The organism is Nocardiopsis metallicus (genome assembly GCF_014201115.1).
GTDB lineage: Bacteria > Actinomycetota > Actinomycetes > Streptosporangiales > Streptosporangiaceae > Nocardiopsis > Nocardiopsis metallicus.
The window spans coordinates 3,087,415-3,111,479 of the sequence record NZ_JACHDO010000001.1; the positions used below are offsets into that span (position 1 = coordinate 3,087,415).

Annotated in this window: 20 protein-coding genes; 3 read left to right on the top strand and 17 right to left on the bottom strand. The window is 70.9% G+C overall.

Translation table 11 applies throughout. The annotated features are described in order from the left end of the window. Nucleotides 1-25 precede the first annotated feature (25 nt). On the top strand, nt 26-1,183 hold the full coding sequence (locus tag HNR07_RS13375; RefSeq protein ID WP_184365273.1) for a mechanosensitive ion channel family protein: 1,158 nt from the start codon (nt 26-28) through the stop codon (nt 1,181-1,183). A 95-nt stretch (nt 1,184-1,278) separates the two neighbouring features. Here HNR07_RS13375 and HNR07_RS13380 read toward each other — a convergent pair whose 3' ends face one another. The 16 genes from HNR07_RS13380 to HNR07_RS13455 form a co-directional block, all read right to left on the bottom strand. Then, nucleotides 1,279-1,665, bottom strand: coding sequence for a Rieske (2Fe-2S) protein (locus HNR07_RS13380; protein ID WP_184365274.1), 387 nt, complete (start codon nt 1,663-1,665; stop codon nt 1,279-1,281). A 109-nt stretch (nt 1,666-1,774) separates the two neighbouring features. Next, nucleotides 1,775-2,431 (bottom strand): hypothetical protein, encoded by a 657-nt coding sequence (locus HNR07_RS13385; protein ID WP_184365275.1) that lies wholly within the window; start codon nt 2,429-2,431, stop codon nt 1,775-1,777. 107 nt (nt 2,432-2,538) lie between these two features. Continuing rightward, nucleotides 2,539-2,907, bottom strand: coding sequence for a VOC family protein (locus tag HNR07_RS13390; RefSeq protein ID WP_184365276.1), 369 nt, complete (start codon nt 2,905-2,907; stop codon nt 2,539-2,541). An 83-nt stretch (nt 2,908-2,990) separates the two neighbouring features. Next, a complete protein-coding gene (gene ltrA / locus HNR07_RS13395; protein ID WP_184360845.1) occupies nt 2,991-4,238 on the bottom strand; it encodes a group II intron reverse transcriptase/maturase in 1,248 nt (415 codons plus the stop codon). Between the two features lie 649 nt (nt 4,239-4,887). Continuing rightward, the gene (gene uvrA / locus HNR07_RS13400) at nt 4,888-7,722 is read right to left on the bottom strand and encodes an excinuclease ABC subunit UvrA (RefSeq protein WP_184365277.1); all 2,835 of its coding nucleotides are present in this window, start codon (nt 7,720-7,722) and stop codon (nt 4,888-4,890) included. A gap of 382 nt (nt 7,723-8,104) precedes the next feature. Further along, nucleotides 8,105-9,130 carry a TerC family protein gene (locus tag HNR07_RS13405; protein WP_184365278.1) on the bottom strand — a complete coding sequence of 342 codons (1,026 nt, stop codon included), beginning with the start codon at nt 9,128-9,130 and terminating at the stop codon, nt 8,105-8,107. A gap of 373 nt (nt 9,131-9,503) precedes the next feature. After that, on the bottom strand, nt 9,504-10,586 hold the full coding sequence (locus HNR07_RS13410) for a glycosyltransferase family 4 protein (protein WP_184365279.1): 1,083 nt from the start codon (nt 10,584-10,586) through the stop codon (nt 9,504-9,506). Continuing rightward, the gene (gene murJ, locus HNR07_RS13415; RefSeq protein WP_184365280.1) at nt 10,583-12,205 is read right to left on the bottom strand and encodes a murein biosynthesis integral membrane protein MurJ; all 1,623 of its coding nucleotides are present in this window, start codon (nt 12,203-12,205) and stop codon (nt 10,583-10,585) included. Before murJ ends, HNR07_RS13410 begins: the two co-directional genes overlap by 4 nt. Next, on the bottom strand, nt 12,202-13,236 hold the full coding sequence (locus tag HNR07_RS13420; protein ID WP_184371979.1) for a hypothetical protein: 1,035 nt from the start codon (nt 13,234-13,236) through the stop codon (nt 12,202-12,204). The genes murJ and HNR07_RS13420 overlap by 4 nt, the downstream gene beginning before the upstream one ends. Before the next feature lie 23 nt (nt 13,237-13,259). Continuing rightward, complete coding sequence (locus HNR07_RS13425; protein ID WP_184365281.1) at nt 13,260-14,387, bottom strand: copper transporter; 1,128 nt, start codon at nt 14,385-14,387, stop codon at nt 13,260-13,262. Further along, a complete protein-coding gene (gene steA, locus HNR07_RS13430) occupies nt 14,384-15,556 on the bottom strand; it encodes a putative cytokinetic ring protein SteA (RefSeq protein WP_184365282.1) in 1,173 nt (390 codons plus the stop codon). Before steA ends, HNR07_RS13425 begins: the two co-directional genes overlap by 4 nt. A gap of 195 nt (nt 15,557-15,751) precedes the next feature. After that, complete coding sequence (gene recN / locus HNR07_RS13435; protein ID WP_184365283.1) at nt 15,752-17,464, bottom strand: DNA repair protein RecN; 1,713 nt, start codon at nt 17,462-17,464, stop codon at nt 15,752-15,754. A gap of 49 nt (nt 17,465-17,513) precedes the next feature. Beyond that, nucleotides 17,514-18,440, bottom strand: coding sequence for an NAD kinase (locus tag HNR07_RS13440; protein WP_184365284.1), 927 nt, complete (start codon nt 18,438-18,440; stop codon nt 17,514-17,516). Between the two features lie 109 nt (nt 18,441-18,549). Then, nucleotides 18,550-19,350, bottom strand: a complete 801-nt coding sequence (locus HNR07_RS13445; protein WP_184365285.1) for a TlyA family RNA methyltransferase — start codon at nt 19,348-19,350, stop codon at nt 18,550-18,552. Nucleotides 19,351-19,380: 30 nt separating this feature from the next. Then, the gene (locus tag HNR07_RS13450; RefSeq protein WP_026116872.1) at nt 19,381-19,560 is read right to left on the bottom strand and encodes a hypothetical protein; all 180 of its coding nucleotides are present in this window, start codon (nt 19,558-19,560) and stop codon (nt 19,381-19,383) included. A 62-nt stretch (nt 19,561-19,622) separates the two neighbouring features. Further along, nucleotides 19,623-20,417: a coiled-coil domain-containing protein gene (locus HNR07_RS13455; protein WP_184365286.1), complete on the bottom strand. Its 795-nt coding sequence runs from the start codon at nt 20,415-20,417 to the stop codon at nt 19,623-19,625. 243 nt (nt 20,418-20,660) lie between these two features. Here HNR07_RS13455 and HNR07_RS13460 point away from each other — a divergent pair, with 243 nt between their 5' ends. Further along, nucleotides 20,661-21,011, top strand: coding sequence for an SCP2 sterol-binding domain-containing protein (locus tag HNR07_RS13460; protein WP_184365287.1), 351 nt, complete (start codon nt 20,661-20,663; stop codon nt 21,009-21,011). Between the two features lie 65 nt (nt 21,012-21,076). After that, nucleotides 21,077-22,357 (top strand): DUF1015 family protein, encoded by a 1,281-nt coding sequence (locus HNR07_RS13465; RefSeq protein WP_184365288.1) that lies wholly within the window; start codon nt 21,077-21,079, stop codon nt 22,355-22,357. 5 nt (nt 22,358-22,362) lie between these two features. On the opposite strand, the gene HNR07_RS13470 is transcribed toward HNR07_RS13465, so the two are convergent. Beyond that, on the bottom strand, nt 22,363-24,024 hold the full coding sequence (locus tag HNR07_RS13470) for a cation:proton antiporter (RefSeq protein WP_184365289.1): 1,662 nt from the start codon (nt 24,022-24,024) through the stop codon (nt 22,363-22,365). Between the last annotated feature and the right edge of the window lie 41 nt (nt 24,025-24,065).

Genomic DNA, 24,065 nt, shown 5'->3' on the forward strand with positions numbered 1-24,065 from the left:
ATGAACGACAAGGGGGATCTTCGTCGTGTCTCCAGCCCAATGGATCGCGATCGGTGTCGCCGTCGCGATCTCGATGACACTGGTCTTCGTGTTCCAGTGGCTGCTCAACCACAAGTTGGGCAAGGTCTGGCCGATGGCCCGCTACGTGGTCTCGCGCTCCGCGGTGACCGCTTACACCGCGGCCGCGGTCGTCGGTGCCAACCTGGCCCTCCCCAGCCGGGGAGACGTGCCCTGGAGCACCTTCCAGACCATCGACCACGCGATGACGATCCTCATGATCGGCACACTGACCGCGCTGATCCTCAGCCTGGCGTACGCGGCCACCGACATGGTCCTGGAGCGGCTGTCGGTGCGCAACGGCGACGCGGACCGCCGGGCCCGTCGGCTCCAGACCCAGGTACGGCTGCTGCGACGGGTCATCACCTCCGTCGTCGTCGTCCTGGCGATCGCCGCGATCCTGTTCACTTTCGAAGGGGTCCGCGCGCTCGGCGCCGGTCTTCTGGCCTCGGCCGGTGTGATCGGTATCGTCGCCGGTGTGGCCGCCCAGTCCACCCTGAGCAACCTGTTCGCCGGACTCCAGCTGGCCTTCAGCGACGCCCTGCGCATCGGCGACGTCGTCGTGGTCGAGGGCGAGTGGGGGCGGGTCGAGGAGCTCAGCCTGGTCAACGTCACCATCAAGATCTGGGACGAGCGCCGCCTGGTCGTGCCGGTCGCCAACTTCACCACCACCAGCTTCGAGAACTGGACCAAGTCCGGCACCAACATCACCGCGAAGGTACAGCTGCCCCTGGACTGGGAGGTGCCTGTCGGCGAGCTGCGCGAGGAGGCCGGCAAGCTGATCACCGCCAGCAAGTTCTGGGACGGGCGCAGCTGGTCCTGCCAGGTCGTGGACGTCACCGAGTCCGGTGAGGTCGTGGTCCGTGTGGTGGCCAGCGCCTCCGACACCGGCAACCAGTGGAACATCGCCTGCGAGATCCGTGAGCACCTGGTCACCTGGCTGGTCGAGAACTACCCGCAGTCCCTGCCGCGCAAGCGCACCGAGTTCGTCGGCGGCACCGAGGAGGAGTCCTCCTATGCCGAGCAGTTCCCGACCTCGGCGTTTCGCCGGGCCACCGCCGCCTCCGGCGCTGTCCACGACAGCAGCAACGGGACCGCGCAGTCCGGCAACGCCGAAGAGGTCTGAACCGCGCCCCACCCCGCAGAACGGACCATGACGGAGCCCCACCAGGAGCGCCTGGTGGGGCTCCGTCGTTCTGCACCCGGTGATCGACCGCGTGATCAGTCGAGGATGATGTCGGTCCCGTCGATCGTGACGGTGAAGGGCGCCAGGGGCTCCTTGGCCGGACCGGCCAGCGGCTCCCCCGAGACCATGTCGAACTCACTGCCGTGGCACAGGCAGCGGATCACCTCACCGTCGACCTCCTGCACCGTGCAGCCGCCGTGGGTGCAGGCCGCGCTGAAGGCCTTGTACTCGCCTTCCTCCGGCTGGGTGACCACCAGCTTGCTGTGGCTGAACACCTTCCCCCCGCCCTCCGGCACGTCCGTGGTCTGACCGACCACGTGACCGCGCCGCACCTCCTGCGGGCTGGGAGGCTCGCCACAGGCGCTCACAGCGGTGACGGCGGCCGCCGCCCCGGCCGTACCGAGCAGACGGCGCCTGCTCACCCCGCACCCGCATGCCCTCTTTCCAGCCACGACCGAACGCTCCTCACCTGCGCCTGAATTCCACTACGAACTGTAGTAGCTCAGGTGGGGTGCCCCGCACCGCCCCCGGTCAAGCCTGCCCGGGGTAGCCCTGCCGGGGCGGCTGGTAGCCACCGTCAGCCGGGGGCTGGTAGCCACCGGAAACCTCGTACGGCGGGTAGGAGACGGGCGGCTGGCCAACGCCCGGCTCCTGTGTCGGATACTGACCGGACTGCCCGTAGTAACCGGACTGACCGTAGGGGGCGGGCTGACCGTACTGACCAGCCTGCTCCCGCACCGGCTGCGCCTCCGGCGCGAACCCTCCCTCGGGCCAGTAGAAGGCGGTCGCCTCGGCCCTGAGGATCACCGCCGGGGAGCGCCCGTACTGGGCCAGCCGGATGCGGACCCGGCGGCCCGGCTCCAGGTAGTCCTTCCAGGAGTAGGTGAAGTGGGCCTTGCCGCCCGCGTGCACCGGGCTGTCGATCGGCCGGTCGCGGGCGACCTCCCACCCGTCCCGGGTCCTGACGTACTCGCTGGCGCGCAGCTGCACCTCCGAGCCGGGGTCGACCTCGTCCAGGACCACGCCCACGGACAGGTCGTACAGGGCCCCCTGGGGTTCGCCCTGACCCACCAGCGCGTAGAACTCACCCTCACGCCCCTGGTCGTCGACGTCGAACCTCAGGCTGCGCCAGCTCCCCGCGGGAAGCTTCTGAGGCTGGGTCTTGTGGAACTCGCGGTGTAGAGGCACGTGGCCCTCTCTGGCTCGGGGGAACTCGGTTCTTCGCGGGGTGAAGGAAATTCAACCGACAAAGTACGCGAAGCGGCAAGTTCCCCGCGAGGGCGGACCACGAGTGGTCAGCGCGAGAACTCCAGACAGAAGGGGTGGCCAGCAGGGTCGGCGTAGACCCGGTAGAGGTTGCCCGGATCGTCCTCGCAGACGGCCAGCAGCCGGGCGCCCATGGCCAGCACCCGTTCCTGGGCGGCCTCGATGTCGGAGACCTCGATCTCGAAGTGCACCTGTTGGGGCCGTTCCGGGTCCGGCCAAGCCGGGGGTAGGTGGTCGCTGACCTGCTGGAATTCGATGCCCGGAGAGCTGCCGTCGCCGATCCGCGCCCAGTCGGCGTCGCGCCTGGTGACGGGCAGGCCGAGAAGCTCGGAGTAGAAGTCGGCCAGGGCGCTCGCGTCCGGACAGTCGATGGTCACCGCGCGCAGTCGTGCGAACATGCGCCCAAGATCGGGTAGGAGGGCCGGGTCGCCCGGCCCTCCCCCCACACCACCGGACATGCGGGCCCGCATCCGGCGGTTCGTCAAACTGATCTCAACCGCTGCCAGGTCGGCTTGAGCATCCGCAGACCAAAGCCCTCCCAGTAGGAGTTGGGCAGCGCCTGCTGAAGGACGACCGAGCCACCGATCCGCCAGTACCCCTTGCTGCTGATCGCCCAGTCCCGGGCCACACGATCCGAGATACCGAGCGAGCGCAACATCCGGCGGCGGGTCCTGGCCCGCTTCCATTCCTTCCAACGGACCTGCCGCATCCTGCGGCGGAGCCATTCATCCAACCCCTGGAACACCCTGGGGGTGTCCGCGAGCCGGAAGTAACCCATCCACCCGACGATGAACCGGTTCAACCGGCCGATGCGATACTCCATCGCAACCGACCACCGGCGCGAGGTCAGCTCCCGGATCCGCACCTTCCAGCGCCTGAGCGCCTTGGGATCGACCCGGATACGCACCCCGGCCCGGGTGAAGTAGAAACCGAACCCCAGCAACGTCGCGACGGATGCCGGAACCACCTTCGACTTCTCCCGGTTCACCTTCAGCTTCAACCGCTGCTCGACCACGACCGTGATCGAGTCGAGCACCCTGTGAGCGGCCCGCCTGCTACGCGTGAAGACACGGATGTCATCGGCGTAGCGCACGAACCGGTGACCGCGACGCCACAGCTCCCGATCCAGGTCGTCGAGCATGATGTTGGACAGGACCGGCGAAAGCGGAGACCCCTGCGGGGTCCCCTGCGCGCTCGGCATCTTGACCCCGTCCGCCATGATCCCGGCTTCCAGAAAGGACCGGATCAGTCGCAGCACCCTGCGGTCGTCAACCCTGCGCGCCACCCGGGCCATCAACACATCGTGCTGGACCCGGTCGAAGAACCGGTCCAGGTCGATGTCCACGACCCATCGGTGGCCGTCCTCAATAGCCCGCCGCGCGACCCGCACCGCCTGATGGGCGGACCGGCCGGGACGGAACCCGAACGAAGACCCGGAGAACTCCGGGTCGAAGATCGGGGTGAGGACCTGCGCGATGGCCTGCTGGATCAAACGGTCCAGCACCGTGGGAACACCCAGCATCCGCTCGCCGCCCCCGGGCTTGGGGATCATCACCCGGCGGACCGGCGAGGGCCGGTATCTCCCCGCGTCGAGTTCTTCCCGAACGCCCTCCCAGTGCTCGCGCAGCCATCCCCGCAGATCAGCGGTAGTGACTCCATCCACACCCGGGGCACCCCGGTTGGTCTCGACCCGTTCGAGCGCCGCGGCCAGGTTCGCGCTGGACAGCATTCGCTGCCACAGATCCCCCTGGCCGTGGTGGACATCGTCTCCAGGCCGCGCCGACAGGTCACTACGCTCTACGGCGGTACTCAACGGAAATGCACCGTCCCCTCCCACCGCAGGCCCGCCTTCGGCGGGGTGGCTGCGATCTGTGTGACCAGCACGAGCGGCACCGGTTCCTCTGTCCCATTTGACGTTCGGCCCTTCCCAGCCCACGAGCGATCCCGGCTGGTACTACGACCTCTGCTGACTTCTGCCCGGTCAGCCGCTCCCTTGCGGTCGCGGCCGTCGGCGCGGCGACATACTCAGCACAACCGACACCCGGACAGACCTCCCCAGGTAAGAACAGCTACTTTCCCCCTACGCCTGCCGCATCTACACCCCGGCCGTCTTGGCAGTGACGGGCTTCGCCATCCATGGCTGGCTCACCCCGACCGGACTGCCTTGTATGCGGTTCGTGTTCCTCAGTGCAGGGTTTCGCCTCGGGCTTCCTCCCGACCCCACCTCGCGGTGACGCCGTTGCCTCCGGCTCAGAGTTAGCACTGCCGCTTCCTCTAGAGGACTTCCACCTCCAAGCAACTGCCCATGCTGGGCACACCATGGCGGAGCCCGCGCCGTGCGGGCACGGCGCGGGCTCCGCTGTTCGGGGCTGTTCGGGTCAGAGCATCTTGGCCAGGAACTGTCCGGTGTAGGACTCCGCCACCGCGGCGACCTCCTCCGGGGTGCCCTCGGCCACGAGCGTGCCGCCGCCGGAGCCGCCCTCGGGGCCCATGTCGATGACGTGGTCCGCGGTCTTGATGACGTCGAGGTTGTGCTCGATGACGATCACCGTGTTCCCGGTGTCGGTCAGCCGGTTGAGCACGCCCAGGAGCTTGCGGATGTCCTCGAAGTGCAGACCGGTGGTGGGCTCGTCGAGCACGTACACGGTCCGGCCGGTGGAGCGGCGCTGGAGCTCGGCGGCCAGCTTGACCCGCTGGGCCTCACCGCCCGAGAGCGTGGTGGCGGGCTGGCCCAGGCGCACGTAGCCCAGCCCGACGTCGGCCAGCGTCTGCAGGTGGCGGCGGATCGCGTTGACCGGCTCGAAGAACTCCAGGGCCTCCGAGATCGGCATGTCCAGCACCTCGGAGATGTTCTTGCCCTTGTACTTCACCTGCAGGGTCTCCCGGTTGTACCGGGCCCCGTGGCAGACCTCGCAGGGCACGTACACGTCCGGCAGGAACTGCATCTCGATCTTGAGCGTGCCGTCACCGGAGCAGGCCTCGCAGCGGCCGCCCTTGACGTTGAAGGAGAACCGGCCGGGCTGGTAGCCGCGCGTCTTGGCGTCGGTGGTCTGCGCGAACAGCTTGCGCACGTGGTCGAAGACACCGGAGTAGGTGGCCGGGTTGGAACGCGGGGTGCGGCCGATCGGGCTCTGGTCGACGTGCACCACCTTGTCGACCTTGTTCATACCGTTGACCCGCAGGTGACGGCCGGGCACGTTGCGCGCCCCGTTGAGCTCCTTGGCCAGGGCCTTGTACAGGATCTCGTTGACCAGGGTGGACTTGCCCGAACCGGACACACCGGTGACCGCGGTGAACACGCCCAGCGGGAAGGAGACGTCGATGCCGTGCAGGTTGTTCTCCCGCGCGCCCCGCACCACGAGTTCGTGCCCCTTGGTGAGCGGGCGCCGCGAGGCCGGCAGCTCGATGACGCGCCTGCCGGACAGGTAGTCGCCGGTCATCGACTCGGTCGAGGTGAGCAGTTCGTCGACGATGCCCGAGACCACCACGTGGCCGCCGTGCTCACCGGCGCCGGGGCCGATGTCCACCACCCAGTCGGCGGCGCGGATGGTGTCCTCGTCGTGTTCGACCACGATGAGCGTGTTGCCGATGTCGCGGAGCCGCTGGAGGGTCTCCAGCAGGCGGGCGTTGTCGCGCTGGTGCAGGCCGATGGAGGGCTCGTCCAGGACGTAGAGCACACCCACCAGGCCGGAGCCGATCTGGGTGGCCAGGCGGATGCGCTGGGCCTCCCCACCCGAGAGCGAACCGGAGGAGCGGGCCAGGCTCAGGTAGTCCAGGCCCACGTCCAGCAGGAAGCCGAGCCGGGCGTTGATCTCCTTGAGCACCTGCGCGGCGATGACCATGTCGCGGTCGGAGAGCCGCAGATCGGCCAGGAAGGCCGCGCTCTCACTGAGCGCCATGGAGGCGACCTCGGCGATGGACTTGCCGCCCACCGTCACCGCCAGGACCACCGGCTTGAGACGGGTCCCCTCACAGGTGGGGCAGGGCACCGAGCGCATGTAGCCCTCGAGCCGCTCACGGGTGTGGTCGCTCTCCACCTCGGAGTGGCGGCGCTTGACCCAGGGCACCACACCCTCGAACTCGGTGTAGTATGAGCGGTTGCGCCCGTACCGGTTGCGGTAGCTGACGTGCACCTGGGTGTCGTGGCCCTCCAGGATGGCCTTGCGCGCGCGGCGCGGGAGCCGCTCCCAGGACGTGTCGGTGTCGAAGCCCACGGCCTCGCCCAGCGCCTTGAGGATGCGTTCCCAGTAGCCGCCGTTGGGCCCGCCCGACCAGGGGGCGATGGCGCCCTCGGCCAGGGTCTTCTCCGGGTCGGGCACCAGCAGGTCGGCGTCGACCTCCATGCGGGTGCCCAGCCCCGAGCAGTCGGCGCAGGCGCCGTAGGGGGCGTTGAAGGAGAAGGAGCGCGGTTCGAGCTGTTCGAAGGAGAGGTCGTCGTAGGGGCAGTACAGGTGCTCGGAGAAGACCTTCTCGCGCTCGGGGTCCTCGGGCTCCACGTCCACGAAGTCCAGGACGATGGTGCCCCCGGCCAGTTTCAGCGCGGTCTCCACCGAGTCGGTGAGCCGCCCTTCCGCGCCCGGCTTGACGCTGAGCCGGTCCACGACCACGGCGATGTCGTGCTTGTCGTAGCGGCCGAGCTTGGGCGCCTCGTCCAGCCGGACCGCCTGGCCGTCGACGACGGCGCGCGTGTAGCCCTTGGACTGCAGGTCCTTGAAGAGCTCGACGTACTCGCCCTTGCGGCCGCGCACGACCGGCGCGAGCACCTGGAAGCGGGTGCCCTCGGTCATCTCCATGACCCGGTCCACGATCTGCTGCGGCGTCTGCCGGGCGATCTCGCGACGGCACTCCGGACAGTGCGGAACGCCTACGCGGGCCCAGAGCAGGCGCAGGTAGTCGTAGACCTCGGTGATGGTGCCCACCGTGGACCGCGGGTTGCGGCTGGTCGACTTCTGGTCGATGGACACCGCGGGGGAGAGCCCCTCGATGAAGTCGACGTCGGGCTTGTCCATCTGGCCGAGGAACTGGCGGGCGTACGCCGAGAGGGACTCGACGTATCTGCGCTGCCCTTCGGCGAAGATCGTGTCGAAGGCAAGCGAGGACTTGCCCGAACCGGACAGGCCGGTGAACACGATCATGGAGTCGCGTGGCAGGTCCAGGGACACGTCCTTGAGGTTGTGCTCCCGTGCTCCACGGACCACGAGTTGTTCGACCATCGAGTGAGACATCCTTCGGCTCTGACGCACAGGACGTGGACCACGTCGGGTGACGTCGGTGGACCCGTGTGTGGCTTCGCTTTGCGGCGGTCGCAGACCCCCCGGGGCCGCCGCGGCCCCGGAACCGGGCCGCTGAGGGGTGGGCGGAGGATGAGGCCCCTCCCCGTCCGACAAGACTAACGATCGCCTGTGACGGTTTCTTCCACCACGCAGAAGTGGTGGTGTCCGCGGTGCTCAGGCACCAGGACACCACCACTATAGGCGAACAGCCGTTCGAACGAGGTCGTTTTCCACAGATCCGGTGAACGTCCCGCGAACGGGCCCCGGCCCCGCACGCGCCCCGGGGCCACCCGGCTCCACGCCGGGTCGGGAACGACCGGGATCAGGAGCGGTCGGCGGTGGCGCCCTCGTCGCGGCCGCTGACCCGTGCGGGCTCGCGGCGCTTGTCGATGCCGGACTTGACCAGGCTGCCGACGACGGTGATGGTCATGATGCCCAGGATGACGGTCAGCGAGGTGCCGATGCCGACCTCCACCACGTGCACGCCGTTCTCGTGCAGCGCGTGCAGGATCATCTTGACTCCGATGAACACCATGATCGCGGACAGGCCCCAACTGATGTAGGCCAGGCGGTCCATCAGACCGGCCAGCAGGAAGTACAGCTGGCGCAGACCCATCAGGGCGAAGGCGTTGGCGGTGAAGACGATGTAGGCGTCCTGGGTCAGGCCGAAGATCGCCGGGATGGAGTCGACGGCGAAGACCAGGTCGATGACGCCGATCGCGACGATCACCAGCAGCATCGGGGTGACGTGGCGGCGACCGTCGAGCTTCACGGTCAGCTTGGCGCCGTGGTAGTCCTTCGTGACCGGCCAGAAGCGCTTCACCAGGCGCACGACCGGCGTCTGCGTGAAGTCCTTCTCCTCCTCGTCACCCCTCACGTGGTCACGGACGATCTTGTAACCGGTGTAGATGAGGAAGACGCCGAAGAGGTAGAAGACCTCGCTCCAGGCGTTGATGACCTGGGCGCCCAGGACGATGAAGATGCCGCGCATCACGATCGCGATGACGATGCCGACGAGCAGGACCTCGTGCTGATACTTCTTCGGAACCGCGAAAGCGGTCATCAGGAGGTAGAACACGAAGAGGTTGTCGATGCTCAGGCTCTTCTCGGTGACGAACCCGGCGAAGTACTCGGCGCCCGAGGTCGGGTTGCCGAAGTACATGACTCCGAGGCCGAACACGATGGCGATGCCGATGTAGAAGGCCGCCCACCAGGAGGCCTGCTTGATCCCGAACTCCTTGGGACCCTTGCTCTTGCTCCACGGGCGGTCGACGATCACGAGATCCACGGCCAGGATCAGGACCATGGCTGCGATCGTGGCGGCCCAGACCCACAGGGGAACGTTCACGGACGGATTCTCCTCCGGTTGGTGCGCGCGAGCGTTGTGCACGCACGGCGATTAACCGGAGGTCTCTCCCGCCCACGCCCGGAAGGCGCGAACCGACGGAACCGGGAGCACACCGTTGTACTCCGTGATGACGGCGCCGCCGCGACAGGGATACTCCCCTCACGTGGTGAAGCAGGCGCGTAAAGCGCACCAGAACAGGCTACGCCATCCGCACCGGCCCCCAGCATGCCATCAAAAACCTCTCTGGGGAAGTGACCCGCACGAGGATGACCACCTCTCCGCGAGGACACATCCTCCGCACCGGCCGGACATCCTCCGCCGGTCCCGCCGCTTCGGGGCCCTGTCCCCCTACAGGACCCGCTCACCACGGCGTTCACCAGCGGGCCACCGCCTTGTAGACCGAGCAGGCGGCCTCCACCGCGTCCTCCTCCGAAGGCAGCTCCCGAGCCGCCTCCGCGGAGCGCGCCCGCAGGTCAGCGGCGAGAACCGGATCGTCCAGCACCCGGCCGACCGCCGCCGCGAACGCCTCGGGATCACCCGGCGGCACCATCAGGACCGTCCCCGCGTACAGGTCGGGGATACCGCCCACCCGGGTGGCGACCACGGGCAGACCCGCCCGCAGCGCCTCCATGATCACCAACGAGGGCCCCTCCCACTGACTGGTGAGACAGAACACGTCCGCGGCGGCCAGCAGGTCCGCCACGTCGCTCCGGTGCCCCAGCATCCGCACGTCCACGTCCATCTCGGCGGCGGTGTCGTGCAACTCCCCCCACAGCGGACCGTCCCCCGCGATCGCCACCACCGGCTCGGGCGCCCGGTCGGCGATCCGCGGCGCCGCGGCCAACAACATGTCCAGCCCCTTCTGCTCCGCGAGCCGGGCCACCGTCAACAACAGCGGCCGCTCAGGAAGCACCGCCAGGTCCGCCCGGGTCTCCGCCCGCCCCTTGAGCGGCCGCCCCGTCTCCGGAGCCGCCACCACCGCCATGCGGGCGTCCCGCGCTCCCGCCGCGCGCAGCCGGCGCACCAGGTCACCGGACACGCCCAGGGCCGCTTCGGCCCGCAGCGCCACGATCCGCTCCAACACCGGGTAGACCGCGCCCAGCGCCCCCTCGACCACGGGTGGGGCGTTGTGCGCGGTGACCACCAGCGGCCGGGCCCCCGCCAACGCGCACAGGGCACCGGCCCGCAGCCCGTGCGCGTGCACCACGTCGGCCCCGCGCAGCAGGGCGCGCAACCGCAGCACCACCCCGGGGTCGCCCAGGGAGGGCGCGGGCCCGATCTGCACCGGGGAGAAACGCATCCCCAGAGCGGCGAACCCGAACTCCCGCTCGGCCGAGGGCGGCCCGACCACCGCCACCCGGTACCCCCGCCGCAGCAAACCCTCCCCCAGCGAGCGGACATGGCGGCCCACCCCGCCGCTGACGCTTCCCACGACCAATGCGATCCTGCCGTTCACCGCGTCTGCCTCCTGCGTTCGCGTACGTTCCGAGCACGATCGGCGACCGTGCGCAGCGCGGAGCGGTCCACCAGGACCGCGACCGCACCGAAGACCACCAGCGCCGTCGCCCCCGCCACCGCGGAGTCCAGCACCGCCCACCAGAACCCCTCGCCCCGGGCCGTGTCCAGCCCCCGGGCCAGAGCGGCGGCCACCGCCCGCCCGGCCAGCCAACCGGCGGCGCCCGCCAGCAGCGCCGCGATCAGGGATCGGGGCAGCCCGGCCAGGGCCTGACCGCCGTGGGCGCGCAGCACACCCGCGCACAGCAGCAGCGCGGCCAGGCTGAGCCCCGCCGTGCTCGCCGCGCCCAGTCCCGCGATCGCCCAGCCCGGCGGCAGCGCCCACACCAGCCCCACCGCACAGGCCATCACCACGATCCAGCCCACGACCTGCGCCGAGGCGGCGCTACGCCCGTGGTGTGAGGCGTACAGGGCCCGGCTGAGCAGGGCCACTAATCCGAACCCCACCACACCCGGGGCGTAGGCCAACAGGGCCCGCTCCAGCGGCGGGGGATCCAGCTGCGCGAAGACCACCGCGATCGGACCGGCGGCCGCGGCCAGTGCCGTACCCACCCCGGAGGTGATCACCACACACGCCCGGGCGCTGCCCGACAGCAGCCGGGCGAACCCGGCCTGGTCCCGTTCGGCGTCGGCGACCGCCAGCGCGGTGAAGGCACTGGTCGCGATGGGCACGGCGATCACCCCGTAGGGCAGGGTGAACAGCGCCCACGCGTAGCTGTAGAGCACGGCCGCGCCCGCTCCCCCGCCCCAGTTGGCCAGGGCCACCGAGAGCAGCAGGCACACCTGCATGGCTACCAACGGCAGCAGGGAGGCCGCGGCCAGGGACCGCACCCGCTCCCCCACACCCGGGGGGAAGGTCAGGCGCGGTCGCAACCGGAGCCGCAGGCCCCGGGCGGGACCCAGCACGGTGAGGAAGAGCGCCACCACCCCGGCGGTGGTGCCCAGGGACAGCACCAGCTCGGCGGAGAGCGGCAGGGCGTCGATGTCCTGGCGGTGCTCGCCGCCCAGCGGAACGAACGCCAGGTAGGCAGCGATGACCACGAGGCTGGAGATCAGCGGGGCCAGGGCCGGGGCCAGGAAGCGGCGGTGCGACTGGAGCACCCCGTAGAGCACCGCGGCCAGCCCGTAGAAGACGATCTGGGGGGCGAACACCACCAGCATGCGCGCGGACAGGCCGAGCAGGGCACCGTAGTCGCAGCCGGTCCCCGCTCCCAGCATCAGGGCCATGGCCGGAACCGAGACCAGCGCGAGCAGGGTGGCCAGCGGCAGCGAGAGCAGCAGGACCCAGGTGACCAGGGCGGAGGCGGTGCGCCGGACCTGCTCGTGGTCGCCGCGCTTGACCGCGGCGGCCAGGACCGGGACGACCATGGCGGTCAGGGCGCCGCCGATGACGATCTCGAACAGCACCGCGGGGAGCTGGTTGGCGGTGACGTAGGCGGTGCCCAGGCAGGTGTCGCCCACGGTCTGGGAGAAGACGACCGTCCGACCGAACCCGGCCAGCCGGGCGCCCACCGTGACCACCGCGATGAGCGCCGCCGCCGTGGCGACCCCGCGGGTCACCCCGGTGCCGGGGAGGCGGCCGATCGCCGCGCCCGCGGAACGCCCGTGGGATCGTCCTCGGCCGCTCCCCGCCCGCGCACCCCGTCGGGGCCCGGGGCGGCGGCTTCGGTGCGAGTGCCGTTTGCGGCGGCGTCCGCGGGTTCGGCTTCGGCGTTGGCGGCGGATTCGGTGGCGGCACCGGGAAGGTCGGGATCCAGGCGTCCCCAGCGGTCCAGACGGCGCAGAGCGGGAACCCGGTCGATGGCCTTGGAGAAACTGACCCGCTCGCTGAGCAGGGTCAGGCCGACCACCCCGCCCAGCAGGGCCAGGCGCACCGGGCGCGGAGCCCGGGCCGCGGCGGCCGCGCCCAGGGCGGCACCGAGCGCGTTGGCCCCGGCGTCGCCGAGCATCGAGCGCTCGGCGAGGTCGTCGGGGAGCAGGGCGGCCGAGGCGCCCAGGACCGGGCCGACCACGGCCGCGGCCGGGGAGGCCAGCGCGGGGGCCGAGGCCAGGAGTGCGAACTTCACCGCCCGTCCCGGGCGCAGGTCGAACAGGTTCACCAGGTTGGCGCTGGCCGCGATCAGGGCCCCGTCGGCCAGGGTGTCGACGATGCGGGCGCGCAGCGGTCCGCGGCGCAGCAGGGAGGCGGCGGCCAGACCGGTCGCCCCGATGCCCGCCATCTTGACCGCGCCCGTGGTGACCTGTCCGTGGGCCAGTGCCCCCAGGTGTCCGCGCAGCCCCTTGGCCCGCGCGTCTCCGGCGAGGTCGTCGTAGGCGCCGAAGACCGCCGAACCGGCGGCGGCCAGGGTCGTGGCCGCGCGCACGCGCGGGGGCAGTCCAGGGGCGAGCACGCAGCCCGCGCACACCCCCGAGACCAGTGCCGGCCCCTCCTGGAGGGTGACGGTGCGGCCGCGGAAGTTGACGCGCTGCCAGGTGGGAGAGCGCTCCCCGTCGCGGTTCAGCAGCCGGTAGACGGAGCGGGCGGCCAGGGCGCCCAGCGCGGCCCCGGCCAGTCCTCGGGCGGCCTGTGTGGCGGGGGTGGCAGGGGTGATCGGGGATGTGGCGGTCACCGGGGTCACTCCCCGTTCCTGGGCACGGTGCGGCGGGCCTCGTCCTCGACGCCGGGCTCGGCCGCGGTGTCGGCCTCCGCGTCCGCCTCGGATCCGGAGTCGCTTTCCGCGTCGGGGTCCGCGGGCTCGACCGGGCCGGGCAGCGGTGTGGGAAGAAACCCCGTGACCCCCTCACCGATGCCGTAGGCCGAGCCCGAACCGGACAGGGCCTCGGCCAGGGCCAGGACCGCGACCAGGTCGCCGGTCGGGCGGCCGGCCACGTCCACGGTGGCGTAGGCGGGATCCAGGGCGCGGGCCTGGGCGATGAGCCCGCCCGGGCGTCCGGTTTCGGTGCCCCCGACCAGGACCGTGGGTCCGACCTGCTCGTGCAGGGCGGCGGTGAAGCTGGTCAGGGCGGTGTTGGCGCGCTCCCCGTCGTCCTCGGGGGCGGCGGTGGCCGGGGCGAGCACGATCACGGTGTCGGCGGAACGGGCCGGGGAATCCTCGATGGTGAGAAGGCCGCCCTCGGCGAAGGCGGACAGCACCGTGCTCGCGTCGTGGCGGAGGCCGCCCTCCCCGTCCTCGTCCCCGGCCGCCCCGTCGGCCTCGGTGTCCCCGTCTGCGTCGTCCTCGTTCCCGTCGTCGTCCGTCTGTCCGTTCTTGGCGGCCAGCGCACGACCCAACTCGGTTCCGGCCTTGTCGTAGGGGTTACCGGACAGGTCACCGGGCTCGGTCGAGACCTGGAGCGCGAGCTCGTCCACGAAGGTCGCGCTGCCCACGTCCAGGAACGCCTCCTCCAGCAGCAGCTGACCGACCACCTCTGCGCCCGCCTCCTCGACGCGTCCGCCCAGGGCGAGCAGCACGTCCTCGTCGGCGCCGGGCGAGGCCACCAGGACCACGCCGCGGTCGAGCAGCCGGTCCTCCAGCATGTCGCCGGCCACGGCGTCGGTGAGCTGGTCGGCCCCGGCGTTGAGCAGTTCGGAGTCGTCGCGTTCGGCGCGCAGCTCCTCGCTCTGCCCGCGCAGGTCCGCGGTCTCGGACTTCATGGTGTTCAGGAGCGGGTCCTGGAGCATCGTGGTGCCCAGGACCAGACCGACGGTGAGTGCGAGGAACACCGCCACGATGGACACGAGGTGGTAGCGGAAGTCGATCACGTGAACAGCCCCGTCATCCAGTAGACGAACGCGTCCCAGCGCGCCGCGAGAAAGGTGAGATAGACCTGCCCGGCCGGTGAGCTGTAGGCGGCGACCAGGATGGTGAGCAGGCACGCGGCCACCAGGCCGAGCAGTGCCCACGGAGAGATGCGGGAGCGGTAGAGGCGGCTCACGCCCTTGGCGTCCACCAGCTTTCCGCCCACCCGCAGCCGGGTCAGGAAGGTGCTGGCCATGCCCGAGCGGCCCTTGTCGAGGAACTCCTCCAGGGTGGCGTGGGTGCCCACCGCGACGATCAGACTGGCGCCCGAGCCGTCGGCGAGCATCATCGCCACGTCCTCGCTGGTTCCGGTGGCGGGGAAGACCACAGCTTCGTGACCCAGGTCGTTCAGGCGTTGCAGCCCGGGGGCGCGGCCGTCCCGGTAGGCGTGCACCACGAGTTCGGCACCGCTGCTCAGTGCCTGGTCGGAGACCGAGTCGAAGTCGCCGACGATGATGTCGGGCCGGTACCCGGCCTCCATGACGGCGTCGGCTCCCCCGTCCACGGCGATGATGACCGGCCGGAACTCGCGGATGTAGGGTCGCAGCGCGGCGATGTCCTCGCGGTAGTGGTAGCCGCGCACCACGATCAGGACGTGGCGACCCTCCATGACGGTGCCGATCACCGGGATACCGATGCCGTCCAGCAGCAGGTCGCGTTCGCGTTGGAGGTAGGCCATGGTGTTGGCGGCGAAGGCCTCCAGCTGGGTGGCGAGCCCGGCGCGGGCCTGGGCCATGGCGGCGGCCACCGTCTCCTTGTCCTGGCGGATGCCCCGGGCGACGGCCTCCTCCCCCCGGTAGAGGGTGTCCTCCACCAGCCGCAGTCGTTCACCGTCGCGGACCCGGGTCAGGACCTCGGGATCGACGTCGTCCACCAGCGGGATCCCCGCGGCCACGATCATCTCGGGGCCCTGGTTGGGGTAGCGCCCGCTGATGCTGCGGGCGACGTTGAGCACCGCCGACACCCCGCAGCCCACCAGCGCCTCGGCACTGACCCGGTCCAGGTCGACGTGGTCGATCACGGCGATGTCGCCGGGGCGCAGTCTCTTGGTCAGGTTCTTGGTGCGGCGGTCCGAACGGACGGGCGCGACCAGCCCGATGGGGGCGTCCGCCCGCGTGCGGCGGAATCGCATTGTGGCTCTGAACGCATCCGATACCTTCATCGCTGGCATAATGTCAGAACTTGATCACCCTGAGTTACAACACTCGATCGATCGGCGTTTTCGGGGCAAAGCACCCAGTTCTGCAGCAGCATCCGGAAAACAACGGTGCCCGTACCGAACCGGTACGGGCACCACGGAGAACAGGCTCCAGGTCAGGGGCGCCGCTCAGGCGGCCGGGTAGGCGCGGTCCGGGTCGGCGTTGTCCAGCAGCTCCTCGGCGTGGGCCCGGCCCAGCTCGGAGTCCTCCAGACCAGCGAGCATCCGCGAGAGCTCACGCACCCGCCCGCCCCGGTCCAGGCGCACCACACCGCTCTCGGTGACCAGACCCTCGGTGGACTTCTCCACCACCAGGTGCGCGTCGGCGAAAGCCGCCACCTGCGGCAGGTGCGTGACCACGATGACCTGGGCGCGCTGGGCCAACCGGGCCAGCCGCCGCCCGATCTCCACCGCGGCCTTACCGCCCACACCCGCGTCCACCTCGTCGAACACGAAGGTGGGCACCGGGTCCGCCCCGGCGAAGACCACCTCGATCGCCAGCATCACCCGCGAGAGCTCACCGCCGGAAGCGCCCTTGTGCAGCGCCAACGGCGGTGAGCTCGGGTGCGGCGCCAGCAGCAGCTCGACCTCGTCGCGCCCGTGCTGACCGAACTCCTCGCCCGTGGTGATACGCACGCTCACCCGCGCGTGCGGCATGGCCAGCGCGGTCAGCTCCTCGGTCACCGCCGCGCCGAAGCGCTCGGCCGCGGCGGTCCGGATGCCGGTCAGCGCGGTCGCCGCCTCGTCCATCCGCGCGTACAGTTCATCGGCCTCGGCGCGCAGGGCGTCGATGCGCTCGTCGTCACCGTCCAGCTCACCCAGGCGCTTGGCCGCGTTCTCGGCCCAGGCCAGCACCTCGTCCGTGGTCGCGCCGTACTTGCGCGAAAGCTGGGTCAACAGCGCACGGCGCTCCTGGATCGCGGCCAGCCGGGCCGGGTCGGCGTCCACCGACTCCGCGTAGGAGGCCAGCTCGGTGGCGGCGTCGGTGAGGATGTAGGACGCCTCGTCCAACCGGTCGCCGATGGCGGCCAGCTCCGCGTCGTGCTCACGCACCGAGCCCACCGCCTGGCGGGCCGCGGACAGCAGCCCCACCACGTCGGCCTGCACGTCCGCCGCGGCCGGGTCACCGGCCAACGCCTCGTGCGCTGTGGTCGAGGCCACCCGCAACCCGTCGGCGTGCGCCAGCCGGGTCTCCTCCGCGAGAAGCTCCTCGTCCTCCCCCGGGAGCGGCTCGGCGGCGGTGATCTCCTCCACCCCGAACCGCAGCATGTCGGCCTCCTGAGCACGCTCACGCGCCCGCTCGACCAACTCGTCCAACTCCGCCGAGACCTCACGGTAGCGGCGGTAGGCGGACGAGTAACGCTTCAGCGCCTTGGCCAGGTCCTCACCGGCGAACCGGTCCAGGGACGAGCGCTGACGGTCCGCGCGCAGCAGACGCTGCTGGTCGGACTGCCCGTGCACGGCCACGAGGTCGTCGGCCAGGTAGGCCAACAGACTCACCGGGGCCGAACGGCCGCCCATGGTCGCCCGGGAACGGCCCTCGGCCGAGACCGCGCGGGTCAGGATCAGGACGTCGTCGTCGATGTCACCGCCGGCCTCCAGCACCCGGTCGGCCACCCGGCCGCCCCGGGGAACGGTCAGCCGCCCCTCGACCACCGCGCGGTCGGCCCCCGGGCGAACCCGCTGGGGGTCGGCGCGCCCACCGAAGAGCAGTCCCAGCCCGGTGACGACCATGGTCTTACCAGCGCCGGTCTCACCGGTGACGACGGTCAGGCCCGGTGACAGCTCCAACACGGCGTCATCGATGACACCGAGGCCTTGGATGCGGACTTCTTCCAGCACCGATCCCTCTCCTGAATAGTTGACGCCCCTTGCATGTGACGGCGCTGCTTCAGCGTCCGTGTTTGGCCCGCCCCCGCCACCCGGTGACCGGCAGGCCGAACTTGGCCACCAACCGATCGGTGAAAGGCGCACGGTGCAACCGGGCCAGCCGGACCGGCGTATCGGCACGGGTGATCTCGATTCGTGCCCCCGCGGGCAATTCGACCATACGCCGTCCGTCACACCAGAGCACGCCCGGCGTGGTCTCCGGCAGGACCTCGAGCGCCACCGTCGCCTCCGGCCCCACGACCAGGGGCCTCGCGAACAGGGCGTGCGCGCTGATCGGCACGACCAGCAGCGCTTCCACATCCGGCCACACGACCGGGCCACCCGCCGAGAACGCGTGGGCGGTCGACCCGGTGGGGGTCGCGCACACCACGCCGTCACAGCCCCAGCTGGACAGGGGACGCCCGTCCACCTCCAGGACCATCTCCAGCATGCGACGGGTATCGGCCTTCTCCAGCGTCGCCTCGTTGAGCGCCCACGAACGCACCGGAGGCGTCCCGTCACCACGGCCCCCGTTGAAGACGGCCACGTCCAGGGTCATGCGCTCCTCGACGACGTAGTCGCGGTTGACCACGCTGTTCACCGTGGCACCCAGGTCCTCGCGCTCGGCCTCAGCCAGGAACCCCACGTGCCCCAGGTTCACCCCCAGCAGCGGCGCACCGGCCGGACGCGCGATCTCAGCCGCCCGCAGCAGGGTCCCGTCCCCGCCGAGCACCATGACCAGTTCCACACCCTCGGCGGCCTGCGCCGCCTCCACCGGCTCGACCGGGGACAGCTCAAGGCCGCTGGCCGCCAGATCCTCGACCTCGCTCTTGAGCATGCGCACGGTCAACCCCGCACGACTGAGCCTCTCGTGGACGAGCTGGGCGCTGCGTACCGCCGCGGGCCGACCGGTATGGGCCAGCAGGAGAACACTGCGTCCGCTGGTCATCGCCGTCCCCTTACGTTCACTCCCCGACGGGAAGCCTGGTGCCGACCGGATGCTCGACCGCACCCGGCCGGGTCACGTTACCGGACTCCTGCGACAGGAGGCCATGCTCTCAGGAGGGGCCCTCCTGGATCGCCCGCTCCAGCACCGCCGGGTCCAGCGGCGACGCCCCGGCACGCATCCACAGGAAGTACTCGACGTTGCCCGAGGGGCCCGGCAGGGGGCTGGCGCTCACGTCGACCACACCCAGCCCCAGGGTCAGGGCGTGCGCCGCCACGTCGGAGACTGCCTCGGCCCGCAGCCCGGGTTCACGGACCACGCCGCCCGCGCCCACCCGCGCCTTGCCGACCTCGAACTGGGGCTTGACCATCATCGAGAAGTCGGCGTCGGGGGCCGCGCACTCGCGCAGCGCGCCGAGCACGAGCTTGAGGGAGATGAACGACAGGTCACCGACGACCAGGTCCGGGCGCGGCTCACCGATCTGCTCCGGGGTGAGCTCGCGGACGTTGACACGCTCCATCACCCGCACCCGGTCGTCGCTGCGCAGCGACCAGGCCAGCTGCCCGTACCCGACGTCGACCGCCGTGACGTGGGCGGCGCCGCGCCGCAGCAGGACGTCGGTGAAACCCCCGGTGGAGGCACCCGCGTCCAGGGCCCGGCGTCCCTTCACGTCCAGTTCGAAGGCGTCCAACGCCCCGATGAGCTTGTGCGCGCCCCGGGAGACGTAGGGCGGCTCCTCAGAGGGGGTGCGCACCACGATGGGCTGGTCGGTACCGATCTGGCTCGCGGCCTTGGACGCCACCATGCCGGACACGAGGACGAAACCGCTCTCGATCATCTCGGCCGCGTGACCCCGGGAGCGTGCGTGACCGCGGCGGACCAGTTCCGCGTCGAGCCGACTACGTTTTGCCATGGTCACCTAGGGTACCGGCAGCTCCGGCCATTATCGGGAACCCTGGGCGCTCTGCCCCAGTGCGCCCAGAACACCCGACAGCTCCTGCTGGAGTCCGTCGAAGACCGCCACGTGCTCGTGGGTGGGCAGGGCGTCCAGCCCGGCCAGCCGCTCCCTGGTCGAGCTGAGAGTCTGCTCGGCCATGGCCTCGGCCTGCTCACTCGGATCCATCACGCCCCGTCCCTTCGCCTGGTCTCACCTGTGTCTTCGGGCACACCGCCCGGGACAAGACCCTACTTCTTGGCGCCCTTGCCCTTGGTGGTGCGCTTGGCGGTCGAACGCGCACGGGTGGACTTGGCACCGGTCTTGGCCTTGCCACGGGTCGGGGCCGTGCGCTTGGCGGCGGCCTGGGGATCGGCCTCGTCGCCGGTTCCGTCCGCGTCCGCGGTGTCCGCGCCGCCCTCAGCGCCCTCCTCGGAGGTGTCGGGGGCGTCAGGGATGTCGGCGGAGGAGGTGTCCTCGCCCCCACTCAGCGCCGTCTGCCCGGCTTCGCCGCCCTCCCCGCCCCCGGAGTGTTCGCCGCTCTCGGAGCTCCGGGCGTCATCCGAGCGCAGAGCCGTCACGGCCCTCTCGGACTCAACGGGCTCCTCGACCTCCGGGGCCACCTCCTGAGCCGCCGGTCCGCGGCCCTCCTCCCGGGCGGGAAGCACCGAGGACGCACCGCCGCGGGGCGCCAGCACCCGCTCCACGGTCTGCCGCGCGGCCATCCGGCGCTCCAGTTCAGCGACCCGGCGCACCACCCGCTCGTACTCGGCGCGCGGGACCATGTCCATCTGCTCCAGCGCGGACCGCACCTCGGCCCGCACCAGGTCGGCCACGGCCGCCCGGTTGGCCTGGCTGGTCTCGATGAGCTCGCCCGCCAGGGCCTGGATGCTCTGCCCCACCCTCGGCGGGGCCTCGCCCTCGGCGGGCGCGGCTGCCCCGTTGGCCCGGATCAGGGTCTTGGCGGCCGCCACGGCCTGCTTGCGCGAGAGTTCGGTAAGGCCATTGGCGGCGTCCAGGTAGGTGCGAACCGCGTCGACGACCATGATGACTTGCTCCTTGATGGGACCGCAGGAGGGAATGTGGGAAAGCGGGCGCGCTGAGGGAGGGGCCTCGTGCTCCGGGGGGTGACGCCAACGCTACCGGGGCCGGGGCGCGTGTGACACGCAAACGACGGAGCTCACCCCACCGGCACCACCCGCCCCAGAAGCGATCCGCGCCCTTGGTCCGGCCGAGACACCCTTGGCCGGACAGCGGACGGTATCCCTCGAATAGGGCATCATGTGCCCATGAGCAGCATCGACGCGTGCCTGGAGGGCATCGCCCGGGCCAACGAGCGCATCCTCGCCCAACCACTGGACCGGCGCCGCGAAGTCATCCGCGAACGCACCGTGCGCGTGATCGTCCCCGACCTGGCGACCGCCTTCGACATGCGTCTGACAGTCGACGGCCTCACCGACATCACCTCCGGTCCGGCGGCGGCCGCGGCGGCCGCCCCCCAGGTCCGGGTGACCGTCTCCAGCGACGACCTCGTGGACCTGGCCGAGGACCGGCTGGACCCCGCCAAGGCGCTGTTCAGCCGACGGCTCAAGGTCGACGCCAGCCTCAGCGACCTGCTGCGCATGCGTCGCCTGCTGTGACCCGCCCGCCCACCTCACGCCGCCGGAGCGCACCGGCACCGCCGGACGGCGGGTACCTTGCTGGGATGCCTCGCCAACCACTCGTCCTGGCCCCCTTCCGCGGCCTGCGCTACGCGGCTCCCGACGTCGACCGTTTCATCGACGGGGGCTTCGACATCGCACGGCTGCTGGCCCCGCCCTACGACATCCCCGACGCGGAGGAGGCCCGCGAGCTCCAGCGCTCCGACCCGCACAACGCGGCGAGGGTCACACTGCCCTTCGAACTCTCCCGGCAGGCACCCGAGGGCGAGGACGCCGTCTCCCGGCGCTACCGGGCCGCCGCCGACCTCCTGCGCAGCTGGATCACCGAAGGGGTTCTCGCCCTGGACGAGGAACCGGCCCTGTACGTGTACGAGCAGGTCACCGCGGACGGCCAGGTGCAGCGCGGCCTCGTGGGCGCCCTGGGGCTACCCGAGGAGGGCACCGGAACCGACTCGGCCGTACGCCCGCACGAGGACGTCGCCGACCCGCCGGTGCGCGACCGCTTCCGGTTGATGGAGGTGGCCCGCGCCAACCTCGAACCCATCTTCCTCGTCTACCGCGGCGCGGGCGGCGCGGCCTCCGCCGCCACCGAGGCCACCGGCGCCCAGGGGCGGCCCGTGGTCTCCACCCGCACCCGCGACGGCGCCCGACACCGCCTGTGGGCCATCACCGACCCCGGGATCCAACAGGAGATCACCGCCGACCTGGCCGCGCGGTCCGCCCTGATCGCCGACGGCCACCACCGCTACGCCGCCTATCTCAGACTGCGCCAGGAGAGCGCCGGCCAGGGGTGGAGCCACGGTCTGGCCCTGCTCGTGGACAGCGACACCCACCCGCCCCGGCTCGGCGCCATCCACCGGATCCTGCCCGGCCTGGACACCGCCCGGGCGCTGGCCGCCGCCCGCACCGTGGCCACGGTGGAACCGGTCCCGGACGCCGGCGCGACCGCCCAGGCCCCGGCCCCGGCCCTGCTCCTGGTCTCCGCCGAGGGCGAGACCCACCTGGTGAGCGGATTCGACGAGACCGCCCTGGCCCAGGCCATGCCCGGCCGCTCCCCGGACTGGCGCCACCTGGCCACGGCCGCCCTGCACGAGGTACTCATGCCGCTGTGGGAGTTCCCCGAGGACCGGGTCCGGATGGTGCACGACGACCCGGCCGAGGCCGCGGCAGCCGCCCGCGACGAGAAGGGCACCGCCGTCATCGTGCCCCCGCTGCGCGTGGAGCAGGTCTACGCCGTCGCCGACCGCGGCGAACTCACCCCCCGCAAGTCCACCTCCTTCGGCCCCAAACCCCGCACCGGCCTGGTCATGCGCGTCATCCCCTGAACACCTCAGCCCGCCCCGGGGCCGGTCGACCCCGGCGGCGGCCCCATGTGTTCACGCAGGTCGTCGAGCAGGTCCTCGGCCCCCGCACGGTAGGGCTCCAGCACGTGGTCGGCACCGGCCCGACGGAGCTGGTCGGCCAGGGCGGGATCGAGCGCCGTCAACACGATCGTCCCCTCGTAGCCGTGCTGGCGCAGAGCGTGGATGAGCACCAGGTCGGCCTGTGAGGAAGGAATCGCGCTGAGCACCATGCGGGCCTGTTCCAGAGGAAGCGTCTCCAGGAATTCCCGGTCCTCGGCGCTGCCGAACGCGGCGGTGACGTTCTCCTGCTCGGTGGCCGCCACCTTCTGCGGATCGAAGTCCACCGCGAGAACGCGGTAACCGGCCGCGGCGACCCGTGTGACGACCTCCCTGCCGAACCGGCCCAGACCGTAGACGATCACGTCGACGTCCCTGGTCGGCGGTTCACCGGGGTGGCGCCTGTCGGGGAGGAGCCGGTCCAGGGGGTCCAGCCAACGCCCCAGCCAGCGGTAGATCTGATGGGAGTAGAGGATCATGTAGGTGGACCCACCGATGGTGATCAGACCGACGACCGTGATCAGGCTGACCGTCGCCGAACTGATGTGCCCCAGACTCAACCCCAGCGCCGCGAAGATCAACGAGAACTCGCTGATCTGGGCCACGGTCAGCCCCGCCAGGAAACCGACCCTGGCCGGATAGCGCATCAGCACCATGATCAACACGACGATGAGCGGGTTTCCGACGAGCACGAACACCGACAGGACCGCGGCCTCGCTGATCTGGCGGCCCGCGTCCGAGAAGTCCAGGTTCGCGCCCAACTGCAGGAAGAAGAACAACAGCATGAAGTCGCGCAGACTCACCAGACGGGCTCCGAGCGCGTCCCTGTAGTCGGTCGAGGCCAGGGACACCCCCGCGAGGAACGCACCGACCTCGGCGCTGAAGCCCAACCACTCGCTGAGCGCGGCCACGGACACCGCGAAGGCCACCCCGAACAGGACCAGGAGCTCCTGTGAGCGCGCCACCACGGCCACCACCCGGGGCAGGACGTAACGGGCGAGCAGGGCCAACCCCACGAGCAGGCCGCCGCCGACCGCCAGCACCTGGAGGATCTCAGCGGGAACCGAATCCCCGGTGGCCTGGCCGAAGGCGGTCAGCGCGATCATCACCAGGACCACGACGATGTCCTGCACGATGAGGAAACCGATGGCGATGCGCCCGTGCAGCTTGTCGAGCTCGCGTTTGTCGGACAGCAGCTTGACGATGATGATCGTGGACGAGAAGGTCAACGCCACCGCGACGTACAGCGCGGTCAGCGGCTCCATACCGAGCAGCCGGGCCAGACCGTAGCCCACCGCCGAGGTGAACACGATCTGTCCCATACCCGTGGCCAGCGCCACCGGCCCGGTGGCCCGGATCAGGTGCAGGTCCAACCGCAGCCCCACCAGGAACAACAGCAGAGCGATACCCACGTGGGCCAGGAGCTCCAACGTCCCCGAAGGCGAGAGCCAGCCGAGCCCGACCGGGCCGACGATGATCCCGACCGCGATGAAGACCACGATCAGGGGTTGTCGAAGCAGATTGCCCACCAGCCCCAGGGCCACCACCACGGCGAGCACCAGGGCCAGCGTCACGAACTCATCGTTGCCCATCCCCTCATGCAAACACCTCACGGGCGGAGTCGGAAGCTCCG

Excerpts from the sequence above, each read along its gene's own strand:
- HNR07_RS13455 (WP_184365286.1), bottom strand. The coding sequence starts at position 20,417 with ATGGTCGTCGACGCGGTTCGCACCTACCTGGACGCCGCCAATGGCCTT.
- HNR07_RS13390 (WP_184365276.1), bottom strand. The coding sequence starts at position 2,907 with ATGTTCGCACGACTGCGCGCGGTGACCATCGACTGTCCGGACGCGAGC.
- steA (WP_184365282.1), bottom strand. The coding sequence starts at position 15,556 with ATGCGATTCCGCCGCACGCGGGCGGACGCCCCCATCGGGCTGGTCGCG.
- HNR07_RS13465 (WP_184365288.1), top strand. The coding sequence starts at position 21,077 with ATGCCTCGCCAACCACTCGTCCTGGCCCCCTTCCGCGGCCTGCGCTAC.
- uvrA (WP_184365277.1), bottom strand. The coding sequence starts at position 7,722 with ATGGTCGAACAACTCGTGGTCCGTGGAGCACGGGAGCACAACCTCAAG.
- ltrA (WP_184360845.1), bottom strand. The coding sequence starts at position 4,238 with ATGCTGTCCAGCGCGAACCTGGCCGCGGCGCTCGAACGGGTCGAGACC.
- HNR07_RS13450 (WP_026116872.1), bottom strand. The coding sequence starts at position 19,560 with ATGGATCCGAGTGAGCAGGCCGAGGCCATGGCCGAGCAGACTCTCAGC.
- HNR07_RS13460 (WP_184365287.1), top strand. The coding sequence starts at position 20,661 with ATGAGCAGCATCGACGCGTGCCTGGAGGGCATCGCCCGGGCCAACGAG.
- HNR07_RS13440 (WP_184365284.1), bottom strand. The coding sequence starts at position 18,440 with ATGACCAGCGGACGCAGTGTTCTCCTGCTGGCCCATACCGGTCGGCCC.
- HNR07_RS13445 (WP_184365285.1), bottom strand. The coding sequence starts at position 19,350 with ATGGCAAAACGTAGTCGGCTCGACGCGGAACTGGTCCGCCGCGGTCAC.
- HNR07_RS13470 (WP_184365289.1), bottom strand. The coding sequence starts at position 24,024 with ATGGGCAACGATGAGTTCGTGACGCTGGCCCTGGTGCTCGCCGTGGTG.